Origin of the sequence: Streptomyces sp. NPDC090442 (assembly GCF_044769405.1) — a bacterium.
Lineage (GTDB): Bacteria > Actinomycetota > Actinomycetes > Streptomycetales > Streptomycetaceae > Streptomyces.
In genome coordinates, this window is the sequence record NZ_JBIVXW010000030.1 from 37,904 (window position 1) to 51,979 (window position 14,076).

Annotated in this window: 12 protein-coding genes; 11 read left to right on the top strand and 1 reads right to left on the bottom strand. The window is 71.5% G+C overall.

Translation table 11 applies throughout. From position 1 onward, the window contains the following. Nucleotides 1–76: 76 nt before the first annotated feature. The 6 genes from dacB to folE all read left to right on the top strand — a co-directional run bounded on the left by dacB (nucleotide 77) and on the right by folE (nucleotide 7,910). Complete coding sequence (dacB, locus tag ACIQU6_RS21725) at nucleotides 77–1,675, top strand: D-alanyl-D-alanine carboxypeptidase/D-alanyl-D-alanine-endopeptidase (protein ID WP_403483356.1); 1,599 nt, start codon at nucleotides 77–79, stop codon at nucleotides 1,673–1,675. A 188-nt stretch (nucleotides 1,676–1,863) separates the two neighbouring features. Next, nucleotides 1,864–3,036 carry a zinc-dependent metalloprotease gene (locus ACIQU6_RS21730; RefSeq protein ID WP_403483298.1) on the top strand — a complete coding sequence of 391 codons (1,173 nt, stop codon included), beginning with the start codon at nucleotides 1,864–1,866 and terminating at the stop codon, nucleotides 3,034–3,036. A 195-nt stretch (nucleotides 3,037–3,231) separates the two neighbouring features. Next, nucleotides 3,232–4,239, top strand: coding sequence for a tRNA lysidine(34) synthetase TilS (gene tilS, locus ACIQU6_RS21735; protein WP_403483299.1), 1,008 nt, complete (start codon nucleotides 3,232–3,234; stop codon nucleotides 4,237–4,239). Between the two features lie 116 nt (nucleotides 4,240–4,355). Beyond that, entirely contained in the window at nucleotides 4,356–4,895 is a 540-nt protein-coding gene (gene hpt, locus ACIQU6_RS21740) for a hypoxanthine phosphoribosyltransferase (protein WP_274919086.1), read from the top strand. A gap of 283 nt (nucleotides 4,896–5,178) precedes the next feature. After that, nucleotides 5,179–7,197, top strand: a complete 2,019-nt coding sequence (ftsH, locus tag ACIQU6_RS21745) for an ATP-dependent zinc metalloprotease FtsH (protein ID WP_403483300.1) — start codon at nucleotides 5,179–5,181, stop codon at nucleotides 7,195–7,197. 107 nt (nucleotides 7,198–7,304) lie between these two features. After that, nucleotides 7,305–7,910: a GTP cyclohydrolase I FolE gene (gene folE, locus ACIQU6_RS21750; protein WP_403483301.1), complete on the top strand. Its 606-nt coding sequence runs from the start codon at nucleotides 7,305–7,307 to the stop codon at nucleotides 7,908–7,910. 123 nt (nucleotides 7,911–8,033) lie between these two features. Here the strand turns inward: folE and ACIQU6_RS21755 are convergent, their stop codons facing one another. Beyond that, nucleotides 8,034–9,149, bottom strand: a complete 1,116-nt coding sequence (locus ACIQU6_RS21755) for an alpha/beta hydrolase (protein ID WP_403483302.1) — start codon at nucleotides 9,147–9,149, stop codon at nucleotides 8,034–8,036. Nucleotides 9,150–9,290: 141 nt separating this feature from the next. Here ACIQU6_RS21755 and ACIQU6_RS21760 point away from each other — a divergent pair, with 141 nt between their 5' ends. The 5 genes from ACIQU6_RS21760 to folK all read left to right on the top strand — a co-directional run bounded on the left by ACIQU6_RS21760 (nucleotide 9,291) and on the right by folK (nucleotide 14,046). Next, nucleotides 9,291–11,132 (top strand): phosphatidylglycerol lysyltransferase domain-containing protein, encoded by a 1,842-nt coding sequence (locus tag ACIQU6_RS21760; protein ID WP_403483303.1) that lies wholly within the window; start codon nucleotides 9,291–9,293, stop codon nucleotides 11,130–11,132. A gap of 119 nt (nucleotides 11,133–11,251) precedes the next feature. Beyond that, entirely contained in the window at nucleotides 11,252–12,148 is an 897-nt protein-coding gene (folP, locus tag ACIQU6_RS21765; protein ID WP_403483304.1) for a dihydropteroate synthase, read from the top strand. A 5-nt stretch (nucleotides 12,149–12,153) separates the two neighbouring features. Further along, a complete protein-coding gene (locus tag ACIQU6_RS21770; protein ID WP_376565417.1) occupies nucleotides 12,154–12,633 on the top strand; it encodes a nuclear transport factor 2 family protein in 480 nt (159 codons plus the stop codon). Nucleotides 12,634–13,048: 415 nt separating this feature from the next. Beyond that, complete coding sequence (gene folB / locus ACIQU6_RS21775) at nucleotides 13,049–13,408, top strand: dihydroneopterin aldolase (RefSeq protein WP_016574864.1); 360 nt, start codon at nucleotides 13,049–13,051, stop codon at nucleotides 13,406–13,408. Beyond that, nucleotides 13,405–14,046 (top strand): 2-amino-4-hydroxy-6-hydroxymethyldihydropteridine diphosphokinase, encoded by a 642-nt coding sequence (gene folK / locus ACIQU6_RS21780; protein WP_403483305.1) that lies wholly within the window; start codon nucleotides 13,405–13,407, stop codon nucleotides 14,044–14,046. The genes folB and folK overlap by 4 nt, the downstream gene beginning before the upstream one ends. Nucleotides 14,047–14,076: the final 30 nt, after the last annotated feature.

Here is a 14,076-nt window from a genome sequence, read left to right on the forward strand (position 1 = left end):
TACGTCTGGTGATTAAGTGTCCCCCACGCAGGTGTGTGGTGGCGAAAGGGGCTGGTCCGAAGTGCCCGAGACCCGAATGTGGCAGGTCAGATGGCAATCGGCGCAGCGTTCCGCGCGGCTGGCGGCACGCCGGGCCGGGGGCTGCGCGCGCAGCGCGGCGCGGTCCGCACAGCGCACCGCGCACGCGACGTCGGACGCCGCCCGGCGGGCGTGGCTGGCCGCACCGCGGCACACGCGGCAGACCTGGCAGTTGACCGCGGTGTCCGCTGCCACCGGTCTGGCGGTCGCGGTCGCCGCGGTGGCGGCGGCCGGGCCGTGGGACTCCGGTCAGCGTACGGCCGAGCGGGCGACCGCGGCCTCCGGTCCGGCAACAGGTGGCGAGCATCACGATGACGACCGGGCGCCCGGGCCGGCGCCCAGCGCGCCGGCCGTGCTGACCGCGCTCGGCGGGCCGGCGCGGGGCGCGGTGGGCCGCGGCGCGGCGCCGGTGCCCACCGACGCCGGGCTGGCCGACGCGCTGGCGCCGCTGCTGACGGACCCGGCGCTGGGCCCGCTGCGGAGCGCGTCCGTCGTGGACGTCGCGGCCGGCCGGCAGGTCTTCGGCGAGCAGCCGGACGCCCCGGCCACCCCTGCCTCGACGGTCAAGCTGGCCACCGCGGTGGCCGCGCTCTCGCTGCGCGGCGCCGAGCACCGCATCGACACCGGCGTGGTGTTGGCCGGCAGGGACCGGATCGTCCTGGTCGGCGGCGGCGACCCGACGCTCACCGCCCGGCCGTCCCGCCCCGGCCCCGGCGAGCGGCCGGCCAGCCTGCGCGACCTCGCCGACGCCACCGCCCGCGCGCTCAAGCAGCGCAAGCTCACCACCGTCGGCCTCGGCTACGACACCGGCGCCTACGCGGGCCCCGTCCAGCACCCCATCGGCCCCAACGAGAACATCGCCCCGGTCACCGCCCTGATGACCGACGAGGCCCGCCTCGACGACAGCGACCACGGCCCCGCGCCGCGCTCCACCGACCCGGCCGCCGACGCCGCCCACGCCTTCGCGGGCCTCCTCAAGGAGCGCGGCATCACCGTCAGCGGCGACCCCGAGGAGGCCCGCGCCCCCAAGAACGCCGGCCGGATCGCCGCCGTCCACTCCCTCCCGCTCTCCGCCCTCGTCGAGCGGATGCTGACCTACAGCGACAACGACATCGCCGAGGCGCTGGCCCGCCAGGCCGCGCTCGGCGCGCACCAGCCGGCCAGCTTCGACGGCGCGGCCAAGGCGGTGCGCAACGCGCTGGCCGCCCAGCACCTCCCGCTCGCCGGCGCGGTCTTCGAGGACGGCAGCGGCCTGAACCGCGACGACAAGGTCTCCGCGAACCTCCTCTCCCACCTCCTGCTGCTCGCCGCCGCCCCCGCCAAGCCCGAGCTCCGCTCCGTCGTCACCGGCCTCCCGGTGGCCGCCTTCACCGGCACGCTCAGTGGCCGCTACGTCGGCGACACCGCCGGCGCCGGCACCGTGCGCGCCAAGACCGGCACCCTCACCGGCGTCAACTCCCTCGCCGGCACCGTCGTCGACGCCGACGGCCGCCTCCTGGCCTTCGCCTTCATGACCACCGGCACCACCGACCCCCAATCCGCCCAGAAGGCCCTGGACCGCATGGCCTCCACCATCGCCAACTGCGGCTGCCGCTGACCCGCCAGCACCCCGTCAACACCAGCCCCCACCCCACCGCACCCCGACAGCCCCGCGCCGCAAGGCGCAAAGACAGCAACCCCCACGGCGGGACAGCCGACCACGTGGGAAGCACTCCACGACGTGGGACGTCGCCCGCCGCAGGCGATCGGCTACCCCGTAGCCCCCCACCCCCGTACGGTGAACCCATGACGAGCATCGGTGGAACCGAGATGGTCGACTGGAACCTCGCGGTGGCGACCGCGACCCGCTTCGTGCGGCCGGGGCCGGACGTCAGTCGGGACGAGGCGCGGGCGATCGTCGCCGAGCTGCGCCGGCACGCCAAGTCGTCCGAGGCGCACGTCCGTGGCTTCACCCGGATGGCCCCGCCGGGGGTGGAGGCGGCGCCGGACGGCGACGCGGCCACGACCGAGCCGTCCCCGCACGACACCCCGGTCCTGGTGGTGGACCGGCCCGGCTGGATCCGGGCCAACGTCGCCGGGTTCCGGGCGGTGCTGAAGCCGCTGCTCGCCAAGATGGAGGACCGGCGGTCCTCGACGCCCGGTGGCGCGGTGCTCGGCGCGGTCGGCGGCAAGGTCACCGGCGTCGAGCTGGGCATGCTGCTGTCGTTCCTGTCCTCCCGCGTGCTGGGGCAGTACGAGACGTTCGCCCCGGCCTCGCGCAGTCTGCCGGCCGGGTCGCAGGGCGGCCGGCTGCTGCTGGTGGCGCCGAACATCGTCCACGTGGAGCGCGAACTCGACGTGGCGCCGCACGACTTCCGGCTGTGGGTCTGCCTGCACGAGGAGACCCACCGGACCCAGTTCAGCGCCGTGCCGTGGCTGCGGGACCACGTCGAGGGGGAGATCCAGTCCTTCCTCGCGGAGACCGACATCGACCCGGGGACGCTGCTGGAGCGGCTGCGGGAGGCCGCCCAGTCGCTGGCCGGCGCCAAGCCGGAGGGCGAGGAGGGCGACGAGGGCCGGTCGCTGGTGGACCTGGTGCAGACGCCCGCGCAGCGGGAGATCCTCGGCCGGCTGACGGCCGTGATGTCGCTGCTGGAGGGGCACGCCGACTTCGTCATGGACGGGGTGGGGCCGGAGGTGGTGCCCTCGGTGGCGGAGATCCGGGAGAAGTTCCAGAAGCGGCGGGCCAGCGGCGCGGGCCGGCTGGACCAGGCGCTGCGGAGGCTGCTGGGGCTGGATGCCAAGCTGCGGCAGTACCGTGACGGCGAGCGTTTCGTGCGCTCGGTCGTCGAGGAGGTCGGCATGGACGGCTTCAACCGCATCTGGACGTCGCCGAACACCCTCCCCACCAAACAGGAGATCGCCAAACCGGCGGACTGGGTCGCGCGGGTGCACCGGAAGGCGGACGGGGCACCGTAAGCGCACGGCGCGTGCTGGGCACGCCGTGCGGCAGAAGAGCGCCCCTTCAATCACCCGTCTGAGGGACCGTGACCGATGGATAGGCGTGCAATGCTCGGGGAACTGCTCGCCTCTGTCACCATCTAGGCACTCTGTGTGACGAAGTGCCGTCCACGGCCCGAGGCTCGTCCCCCAGCTGAACGATTGGAAACGGACATGGGTCCCCATCCAGCGGTCGCCGCGATACGCCTGGCGGTCCGCCGCGTACTCCACGACGTGCTCAACCACCACTGCGCGCAGGACCGGCCCGAGGCGCCGCTCGTGCTCGTCGCCTGCTCCGGCGGCGCCGATTCCATGGCGCTGGCCTCCGCCCTCGCCTTCGAAGCCCCCAAACTGGGCGTCCGCGCCGGGGGCGTGACGATCGATCACGGCCTCCAGGAAGGCTCCGACCTCCGTGCCGCCGAGGTCGCCCTGCGGCTGCGGGCCCTCAAGCTGGACCCCGTCGACGTCGTCGGCGTCGAGGTGGGTCGGACGGGCGGCCCCGAGGCGGCCGCCCGGGACGCCCGCTACGCCGCCCTGGACGCCGCCGCCGACCGCCACGGCGCCAGCGCGGTCCTCCTCGGCCACACTCGCGACGACCAGGCGGAGACCGTCCTGTTGGGGCTGGCCCGCGGCTCCGGGATCCGCTCGCTCTCCGGGATGGCCGCGACCACCGGGACCGATGGCCGCTACCGCCGCCCGTTCCTGGACGTCGACCGACAGACCGCCCGTACGGCATGCCTCATCCAGGCGCTGCCCGTCTGGGACGACCCCCACAACACCGACCCCGCCTACACCCGTTCACGACTGCGGCACGAGGGGCTGCCCGCCCTGGAGAAGTGCCTCGGCAAGGGCGTCGTGGAGGCCCTGGCGCGGACCGCCCAGCTCTCCCGCGACGACGCCGACGCGCTGGACGGCTGGGCCGCCGAGGCCGAGGCCGCGGTGGTCGACGAGGCCGGCACCCTCGACATCGCCGGGCTCTTCGCGCTGCCCGCCGCGGTGCGCCGCCGGGTGCTGCGCCGGGCGGTCATCGCGGCCGGTTCGCCGGCCGGTTCGCTCTTCGCCCGGCACATCGAGGAAGTCGACCGGCTGATCACGGCTTGGCGGGGGCAGGGTGCCATCAACCTCCCCGGGCGCGTGGGTGTGCGACGGCAGGGTGGCAGACTGGTCATTCGGCAGGGCTGAGCCGCAGGAGATCGAGCCCTGCCTTGTGATCTCGCGACCGGTTCCCGCCGCGTGAGCTCACGCGGCAGATCTGCATACCGAACCGAGCGAGAGTGGCACGGGTGGACGACAAGGACATGGGCGCCGACCTTCAGTCGGTGCTCATCACTAAGGAAGAGATCGACGCCAAGCTGGCCGAGCTGGCTGCGAAGATCGACGCGGAGTACGCGGGCAAGGACCTGCTCATCGTCGGCGTCCTCAAGGGCGCGGTGATGGTGATGGCGGACCTGGCGCGTGCGCTGTCCACCCCCGTCACGATGGACTGGATGGCCGTGTCCTCCTACGGCGCGGGCACCCAGTCCTCCGGCGTGGTCCGCATCCTGAAGGACCTGGACACCGACATCAAGGGCAGGCACGTCCTGATCGTCGAGGACATCATCGACTCGGGGCTGACGCTGTCCTGGCTGCTGTCCAACCTCGGCTCGCGCGAGCCCGCCTCGCTGGAGGTGTGCACGCTGCTGCGCAAGCCCGACGCGGCCAAGGTCGCCATCGACGTGAAGTGGATCGGCTTCGACATCCCGAACGAGTTCGTCGTGGGCTATGGCCTGGACTTTGCGGAGAAGTACCGCAATCTGCCGTTCGTCGGTACCCTCTCGCCCCACGTGTACGGCGGCTGAGAGCGTCCCGCGCTCGCCGGTCACCGTGCCGGACGAGCGCTCGGATGGCCCCTGTCGTCCGGCGGGAACCCTTCGGGGTTCCCCGCCGTTGGAGCAGGGAGAGGGGAATCCCCGGCTTCATTGTTCACTGTCGGCGCAGGCGCCGGGTGACAATGCTGGGGTACCGTCCGAAGGCAATCTGTTTTCGGGCGAGTAATACGACACCGTACGCACGACCAGCCCTCCCGAGGGCGTTGTGCCTCACTGTGGCAGGAGGGACGGGGCCTTAGGCGGCTCCGTGTGGATGGACGTGAAGCGATACTTCCGTGGGCCAGTCATGTGGATCGTGCTGGCCGTCCTCGCCGTGGTCGTGTTGATGCAGGTCGTCGGCTCGTCCGGCGGCTACAAAACGGTGGACACCGGTCAGGTCGTCAAGGCGATCGCTGACAACAAGGTGAAGTCCGCCGAGCTGACGACCGGCGACGAGAACAAGATCAAGATCGAGCTGACCGGGGACTACAAGATCTCCGGTTCCAACAAGATCCAGGCCAGCTACATCGGCGACCAGGGCGTTGACCTGGCGAAGAACCTGCAGGCCAAGTACCAGACCGGCGAGATCAAGGACGGCTACACCGTCTCGCCGTCGAAGCAGAACCCGTTCGTCGGCGTGCTGCTGTCACTGCTGCCGTTCGTGCTCATCGTGGTCGTCTTCCTGTTCCTGATGAATCAGATGCAGGGCGGCGGCTCCCGGGTGATGAACTTCGGCAAGTCGAAGGCGAAGCTGATCACCAAGGACACCCCGAAGACGACCTTCGTGGACGTCGCGGGTGCCGATGAAGCCGTCGAGGAGCTCCACGAGATCAAGGAGTTCCTCCAGGAGCCGGCGAAGTTCCAGGCCGTCGGCGCCAAGATCCCCAAGGGTGTGCTGCTGTACGGCCCGCCCGGTACGGGTAAGACGCTGCTCGCGCGTGCCGTCGCGGGCGAGGCGGGCGTGCCGTTCTACTCGATCTCCGGCTCCGACTTCGTCGAGATGTTCGTCGGTGTCGGTGCCTCCCGGGTCCGTGACCTCTTCGAGCAGGCCAAGGCGAACGCCCCGGCGATCGTCTTCGTCGACGAGATCGACGCCGTCGGCCGGCACCGCGGTGCGGGCCTCGGCGGTGGTCACGACGAGCGCGAGCAGACGCTGAACCAGCTCCTCGTCGAGATGGACGGCTTCGACGTGAAGGGCGGCGTGATCCTGATCGCCGCCACGAACCGCCCGGACATCCTCGACCCGGCGCTGCTGCGCCCCGGCCGTTTCGACCGGCAGATCGCCGTCGACCGTCCGGACCTGCAGGGCCGGCTGGAGATCCTCAAGGTCCACCAGAAGGGCAAGCCGGTCGCGCCGGACGTCGACCTCTCGGCCGTCGCCAAGCGCACCCCCGGCTTCACCGGTGCCGATCTGTCCAACGTCCTCAACGAGGCCGCGCTGCTGACGGCCCGGAGCGACGAGAAGCTGATCAACAACCACTTCCTGGACGAGGCGATCGACCGCGTCGTGGCCGGACCGCAGAAGCGGACCCGGATCATGTCCGAGAAGGAGAAGAAGATCACCGCGTACCACGAGGGCGGACACGCCCTGGTCGCGGCGGCTTCGCCGAACTCCGACCCGGTGCACAAGATCACGATCCTGTCCCGCGGTCGGGCCCTGGGCTACACCATGGTCCTGCCCGACGAGGACAAGTACTCCACCACCCGCAACGAGATGCTCGACCAGCTCGCGTACATGCTGGGCGGCCGCGCCGCGGAGGAGCTGGTCTTCCACGACCCGACCACGGGCGCCGCGAACGACATCGAGAAGGCGACCGCGACGGCCCGCGCGATGGTCACGCAGTACGGCATGACCGAGCGGCTCGGCGCGATCAAGTTCGGCACGGACAACTCCGAGCCGTTCCTGGGTCGTGAGATGGGTCACCAGCGCGACTACTCGGAAGAGGTCGCCGCGCTGGTCGACGAGGAAGTCAAGAAGCTGATCGAGACCGCGCACAACGAGGCGTGGGAGATCCTGGTCGAGAACCGCGACGTGCTCGACAACCTCGTGTTGACGCTCCTGGAGAAGGAGACGCTCAACAAGGAGGAGATCGCCGAGCTCTTCAAGCACGTGGTCAAGCGCCCGGCCCGCCCGGCGTGGACCGGCTCCTCGCGTCGTACGCCCTCGACCCGCCCGCCGGTGCTCTCGCCGCGCGAGCTGGCCCCGGCCAACGGCTCCGTGACGGCGGCGCCCGGCACCGTCTCCACGGAGAAGAAGCCGGACGCCTCCGAGGACCCGCGCACCGAGAGCTGACCGGGCGCCACTTCGGCCCCGGAATACCTGCCGCGCCCCCCAGGTTCTAGCCTGGGGGGCGCGGCTTTTCCGCGTTTCCGAGCGGGCCCGGAAGGAACGAGGCACCAATGACGGACCCTGTGACGCTGGACGTCGAGGGCGTGATCGGCACGTTTGACGAGAAGCGTGCCGAGAACGCCGTGCGCGAGCTGCTCATCGCGGTGGGTGAGGACCCCGACCGCGAGGGGCTGCTGGAGACGCCGGCGCGGGTGGCACGGGCGTACAAGGAGCTCTTCGCCGGCCTGTGGCAGAAGCCCGAGGACGTGCTGACCACCACCTTCGACCTCGGCCACGACGAGATGGTGCTGGTCAAGGACATCGAGGTGGTCTCGAACTGCGAGCACCACCTGGTGCCGTTCGTCGGCGTGGCCCACGTCGGCTACATCCCGTCCACCGACGGGAAGATCACCGGGCTGTCCAAGCTGGCCCGGCTGGTCGACGTGTTCGCCCGGCGCCCGCAGGTCCAGGAGCGGATGACCACCCAGATCGCGGACTCGCTGATGGAGATCCTGGAGCCGCGCGGGGTCATCGTGGTCGTCGAGTGCGAGCACATGTGCATGACCATGCGCGGGGTGCGTAAGCCGGGCGCGAAGACGACGACCTCCGCGGTGCGCGGGCAGCTGCGCGACCCCGCGACGCGGGCCGAGGCGATGAGCCTGATACTGGCGCGCTAGCCGAGGCGCGCGCCGGCTCGGGGCACCGTGGTGCGCCCGGGCTCCTGAACGACGAGAGCGGCCCGGGGCCCCGGCAGATGTTGCCGGGGCCCCGGGCCGCTCTCCCGAGAGGCGCGGGGCGGGTCAGGCCTGGAGGTGGCCGCCCATCCACTCCATCGCGGCCGGGATCTCCCGGCTCCAGGTGTTGAAGTTGTGTCCGCCGCTGTCGAGGATGATCGACGCGACGGTGGACGGCGACTTGGTCCCCTCGATGAACCTCAGGGTGTTCTTGTAGTTGCCCTCGCCGACTCGGCTGCTGGTGACCAGCAGGTTCACCTTGGGGGCGGGCAGGTGCTTCTGCCGCCACAGCAGGTCGTTCTCGCGCTTGAGCTGGGCGCTGCCGCCGAAGAGGTCGCCGGTGGTGGCGTCGATCGGCGCCTTGTAGTCGCCGGAGAGCGAGACGGCGGTGGAGTACGACTCCGGGTTGCGCATGGTCAGCTTCAGGGCGCAGTAGCCGCCGGTGGAGTCACCCATGATCCCCCAGCTCTTGGCGTCCCTGCCCACGCGGTACTGGCCGCTGATGTCGTGGCGCAGGTCGTGCGCGAAGAACGTCTCGGTCTGCGGGCCGCGGGGTATGTCCACGCACTCGGTGTCGCGGGGCGGCGCGACCGTCGGGCGCATCATCACCAGGACGGTCGGCTGGATGCGACCCTCCTCCAGCAGGCGGAACTGCGTCTGCGGGTAGTGCAGCTTCTTGAAGAGCGCCTCGGCGGTGCCCGGGTAGCCGGTGAGCACCACCGCCGCGGGGAACTTCTTGTGCGCGTACTTCTTCTGGAAGTACTGCGGCGGCAGGTAGACGTACGCCGGGCTGGCGATGTCGGACTTCGCGCCGCGGATCAGGACCTTGTCCAGCCGGCCGGCCGTCGCCGGGACCGAGGCGCCCTGGATGCTCAGGCGCTCGGTGCCCAGCATCTTCAGGTTGGTGCCGTTCGGGCCGGTCTTGTACGTCGTGACCACGCCCGGCTGCTGCTCCTGACCGAAGAGGTCGGCCCAGGAGGCGTAGAAGCCGAAGGTGTTGTTGGCGAACAGACCGATGGCGGCGAAGAGCGTTACCTGGGTGGCGAAGAGCAGTCCGATCCGTCCGAGGACCGCGCGCCAGTTGCCCTTCGACAGGCGCGGCCAGAGCCAGACGGTGAGGACGAACAGTGCCACCGCGACGAGCACGGTAAGAAGCAGCACTTTCTTGCTGGTGAGACCCATGTGGTGCTTTCTTCCGGGCGGCCGGGCCATCCGGACCGCAAGTGGAACCCCGAGCCCTGAGACGCCGTCATACAGGGCGCAAAAGTCCAGATGCTGCGACTAAGGCTCGCACGTTCTCTCGACCGGGGCGACGGGAAAGTGATGTCTGACAGGCTAGATGGGGAAAAGTCGGGGAAGGTTGCGTGGTCTGCGCCACGCTGGCTCCGCGGCCCGCGCCCGACAGCGGTCCCGGGGCTGGTGGGGACGGCGGGAGTCGTCGTCGGCCTGCTGAATCTGATCTCCGGGATCTTTCCGCGCTTCCGGCACAGCCGGGTGCACGCGGTGGCCGAGGTGCTGCCGGGGGCGGTCAGCCCGCTGGCGGCGTCCGCCTCGCTCATCGTCGGCATCCTGCTGCTGCTCCTGGCCCACGGCCTCAAGCGGCGCAAGCGGCGGGCCTGGATCGCGGCGGTGACGCTGCTGCCGGTGGGGATCGCCGCCCAGCTCGTCTACCGGCACTCGATCTTCGGGGCCGTGCTGTCGTTGGCGCTGCTGGGGTGCCTGATCCGGTACCGGCGGGAGTTCGCGGCGCTGCCCGACCCGCGCAGCCGTTGGAAGGCGGTGGCCAACCTCGTCGTCCTGGGCGGGGTCAGCTTCGGGATCGGGATGGTGATCGTCAGCTCCCATCCGCACAAGACCGTCGGTTCGCCGTCGTTCGGGGCGCGCGCCGAGCACGTGCTGTGGGGGCTCTTCGGCTTCGAGGGGCCGGTGGCCTACACGCACGGCGTGGACTACACCGTGGGCTACTCGCTCGGGGCGCTGGGCCTGCTGACCGTGGCCACCACCGCGTACCTCGCCTTCCGGCCGGAGCACCCCGCGGCCCGGCTGACGGACGAGGACGAGCAGCGGCTGCGGGAGTTGTTGGACAAGCACGGCAGCCGGGACTCGCTGGGCTACTTCGCGCTGCGTCGGGACAAGGGCGCGGTGTTCTCGCCGTCCGGCAAGGCCGCGGTCTGCTACCGGGTGGTCTCCGGGGTGATGCTGGCCAGCGGCGACCCGATAGGGGACGTCGAGGCGTGGCCGGGCGCCATCGAGCGCTTCATGGAGGAGGCGCGGGCGCACTCGTGGACCCCGGCGGTGACCGGGTGCAGCGAGACCGGCGGCCAGGTCTGGACCCGGGAGACCGGGATGGACGCGCTGGAGCTGGGGGACGAGGCGATCGTGGACGTCGCCGACTTCACGCTGACCGGGCGGGCGATGCGCAACGTGCGGCAGATGGTCAAGCGGATCGAGCGCAACGGCTACACCACCCGGGTCCGGCGGGTCCGCGACCTGGAGCCGGAGGAGCTGGCGCGGATCCAGAAGGCGGCGGACGCCTGGCGGGACACCGACACCGAGCGCGGTTTCTCCATGGCGCTGGGCCGGATCGACGCGGTGGCCGACGGCGACGCGGTGATCGCCACCGCGCACCAGGCGCCGGCCGAGGGCGAGGAACCCGGGCCGTTCGGGGACCTGAAGGCGATGCAGCACTTCGTCCCGTGGGGGCTCGACGGGATCTCGTTGGAGCTGATGCGGCGGGACCGGGGCGCCGACCCGGGGATGAACGAGCTGCTGATCGTCGCGGCGCTGCAGGCGGCGCCGGAGCTGGCGATCAAGCAGGTGTCGCTGAACTTCGCGGTGTTCCGCTCGTCCCTGGAGCGCGGCGAGAAGCTGGGCGCGGGGCCGGTGCTGCGGGGCTGGCGGGGGACGTTGATCTTCCTGTCGCGCTGGTACCAGATCGAGTCGCTCTACAAGTTCAACGACAAGTTCCGGCCACGCTGGGAGCCGCGGTTCGTGGTCTTCCGCAACAGCCGGGACATCCCGCGGATCGGGCTGGCGACGCTGCAGGCCGAGGGGTACCTGGAGCTGCCGCGGGTGCTGCGGCGCCGGCGGGCGGCGCAGCCGCGGCCGTGCGAGCACCTGGAGGAGTCGGTGCTGGCGGCCGGGGCGCTGGAGAAGGTGGCCTAGGGCCTGTCCGGCGGGTGTACCGGGGTGCTTTCCAAGGCGGTGCGGACGGCCCGTTGGCGGGCGTCGTGCGCCGCCGACGGGGCGGTTCGACCGGTCGGTGCACGGCCTACGCTGGTGCCATGAGTACCTTGCGCGGCCGGGTGGCCGGACTGCCGGACTGGGACCGCTGCGCGGTGATGGGCGTCGTGAACGTGACGCCCGATTCGTTCTCCGACGGCGGCGAGTGGTTCGACCCCGAACTCGCCGTCAAACACGGTTTGGACCTGGTGGCCCAGGGCGCCGACATGGTCGACGTCGGCGGCGAGTCCACCCGCCCCGGCGCGGCCCGGGTCGACGAGGCCGAGGAGCTGCGCCGGGTCGTCCCGGTGGTCCGTGAGCTGGCCTCGGCGGGGGTCGCGGTGTCCGTCGACACCATGCGCGCCGCGGTGGCCGAGCGGGCCGTGGAGGCCGGGGCGCGGCTGGTCAACGACGTGAGCGGGGGCCTGGCCGACCCGGCGATGGTGTCGGTGGTCGCCGCGTACCACGTCCCGTTCGTGGTGATGCACTGGCGCGGCCAGTCCATCGACATGAACAACCGGGCGGTCTACGCGGACGTCGTCGGCGAGGTGGTCGACGAGCTGCGGCTGAGCATGGAGCGGGCGGTGGCCGGCGGGGTGGATCCGGAGCGGATCGTGATCGACCCGGGGCTCGGCTTCGCCAAGGACGCCGGGCACGACCTGGAGCTGGTCGCCCACCTGTCCCGGTTGCGGGCGCTTGGCCGGCCGCTGCTCGTGGCGGCTTCGAGGAAACGGTTCCTGGGCAGGGTGCTGGCAGGCGGCGAGGGCGCTGCCCCACCGCCGGCCCGGGAGCGGGACGCGGCGACGGCGGCGGTATCGGCGATCGTGGCGCGAGAGGGGGCCTGGGCGGTGCGGGTGCATGAGGTCAGGGCGAGCGCGGACGCGGTGCGGGTGGCCCGCGCCGTGGAGAGCGCGATGCAGGCGAGCGGTGCGACGGCGAAGACGACGGGGACGACGTGAGCGGCTTGGGCCCGCGGACGGACATCGAGCTGGTCGAGCAGGCGAACACGGCGCTGTACGAGACCATCGAGCGCGGCGACCACGAGGCGCTGTCCGAGCTGTGGTTGGACGGTCAGGTGAGCGTGGTCCACCCGGGGTGGCCGGTGCTGCGCGGGCGCGGGGAGGTGCTCCGCTCGTACGCGTTGATCATGGCCAACACCGAGTACATCCAGTTCTTCCTGACCGACGTGGAGATCGACGTCATCGGCGACACCGCGCTGGTGACGTGCACGGAGAACATCCTCAGCGGGGGACCGGCCGAGGACGACGGCTCCGTGGGGCCGTTGATCGGCCAGTTGGTCGTGGCGACCAATGTCTTCAAGCGGACCGAGGATGGTTGGCGGGTCTGGTCGCACCACGGCTCGCCGGTGCTCGCGGACCGCGAGGACGACGAGGGCGACGACGCCGACGAGGACGAGGAGGACGGGCCGGCCGGCCGGGTGTGAACCCCGGTGTGCGGCCCGGTCGGTGTCCTGGCGCGGGTTCCCCGGTGTCCCAGTCCGCGGACGTGTGAGTGGCTTCACAAGCCGCCCGGCGAGCGGGGGGCGCGGGCCGGTGCGCCCGGCGTCAGCCTTCCGAGCGGGGCGCACCCGTTCGAGCCAAGTGCGGCCTGGGTAGGGGTGGGTGAGGCGTGCGGGGGTAAGAGGCCGCGCGGACGATCTCCCGCGCTCTGCGAGGCTGCCCGCGCGACACGGCCTAGCAGCAGAACGGGGCCTTGTCCATAGCCCCCATGGGCGAGCGCTGTCGGTGCTCGCAGGTAGATTCGAGTGGGGCAGTGTCGCCGGCCGACTTCAGGCGCCTGCCCGGATCCGACGAACAGTGGCGCCCCGAGGCGCCGCCGGACCAGTGGGAGTGATTCGCGTGGATCGTGTCGCGCTGCGTGGGCTGAAGGCCCGAGGACACCACGGGGTGTTCCCCCGGGAACGCGAGGAAGGCCAGACCTTCATCGTCGACCTGGTCCTCGGCCTGGACACCCGCCCGGCGGCGGCTTCCGACGATCTGGCGAAGACCGTCCACTACGGCATCGTCGCCGAGGAGGTGGTGGCCGTCGTGGAAGGCGAGCCCGTCGACCTCATCGAGACCCTGGCGGAGCGGATCGCCGACCAGTGCCTGAAGCACGAGGGGGTGCAGGAGGTGGAAGTGGTGGTCCACAAGCCGGACGCACCGATCACCGTCCCCTTCGATGACGTGACCATCACCATCACTCGGAGCCGAGTATGAAAACCACCCAGCAGCCGGCCCCCGCCTCTCGCACCTCCCACGCCAACCCCGTCAACGACCCGACCGTCCAGCCGGTGCCCGTCTCCGTGGTGCAGCAGGTGGACGCGGCGGACGTCACGCTCTCCAACCCCAAGCGCGCAGTGATCTCGCTGGGCAGCAACCTCGGCAACCGCCTGGAGACGCTCCAGGGCGCCATCGACGCGCTGGAGGACACCCCGGGCGTCCGCGTCAAGGCGGTCTCCCCGGTGTACGAGACCGAGCCGTGGGGCGTCGAACCGGGCTCCCAGCCCGCGTACTTCAACGCCGTGGTGCTGATCAAGACGACGCTGCCGCCGGAGTCCCTGCTGGAGCGCGGGCACGCCATCGAGGAGGCGTTCGAGCGGGTGCGGGACGAGCGCTGGGGCCCGCGCACCATCGACGTCGACATCCTCACCTACCAGAACGTGGTCTCCGACGACCCGCGGCTGACGCTGCCGCACCCGCGCGCCCATGAGCGGGCGTTCGTCCTGGTGCCGTGGCACGACGTGGACCCGGAGGCGGAGGTTCCGGGGCGGGGCGAGGTGGCCTCCCTGTTGACCGAGGTCGGCACCGAGGGCGTGAGTCTCCGGGCGGACCTGGAACTGCGGCTGCCCGAGTAGTCGTTAGGGTTGCGGGCCGGTCGTGCACGG

Coding starts and splice junctions, on each gene's coding strand:
- dacB (WP_403483356.1), top strand. CDS start 77: ATGTGGCAGGTCAGATGGCAATCGGCGCAGCGTTCCGCGCGGCTGGCG.
- ACIQU6_RS21730 (WP_403483298.1), top strand. CDS start 1,864: ATGACGAGCATCGGTGGAACCGAGATGGTCGACTGGAACCTCGCGGTG.
- tilS (WP_403483299.1), top strand. CDS start 3,232: ATGGGTCCCCATCCAGCGGTCGCCGCGATACGCCTGGCGGTCCGCCGC.
- hpt (WP_274919086.1), top strand. CDS start 4,356: ATGGGCGCCGACCTTCAGTCGGTGCTCATCACTAAGGAAGAGATCGAC.
- ftsH (WP_403483300.1), top strand. CDS start 5,179: ATGGACGTGAAGCGATACTTCCGTGGGCCAGTCATGTGGATCGTGCTG.
- folE (WP_403483301.1), top strand. CDS start 7,305: ATGACGGACCCTGTGACGCTGGACGTCGAGGGCGTGATCGGCACGTTT.
- ACIQU6_RS21755 (WP_403483302.1), bottom strand. CDS start 9,149: ATGGGTCTCACCAGCAAGAAAGTGCTGCTTCTTACCGTGCTCGTCGCG.
- ACIQU6_RS21760 (WP_403483303.1), top strand. CDS start 9,291: ATGTCTGACAGGCTAGATGGGGAAAAGTCGGGGAAGGTTGCGTGGTCT.
- folP (WP_403483304.1), top strand. CDS start 11,252: ATGAGTACCTTGCGCGGCCGGGTGGCCGGACTGCCGGACTGGGACCGC.
- folK (WP_403483305.1), top strand. CDS start 13,405: ATGAAAACCACCCAGCAGCCGGCCCCCGCCTCTCGCACCTCCCACGCC.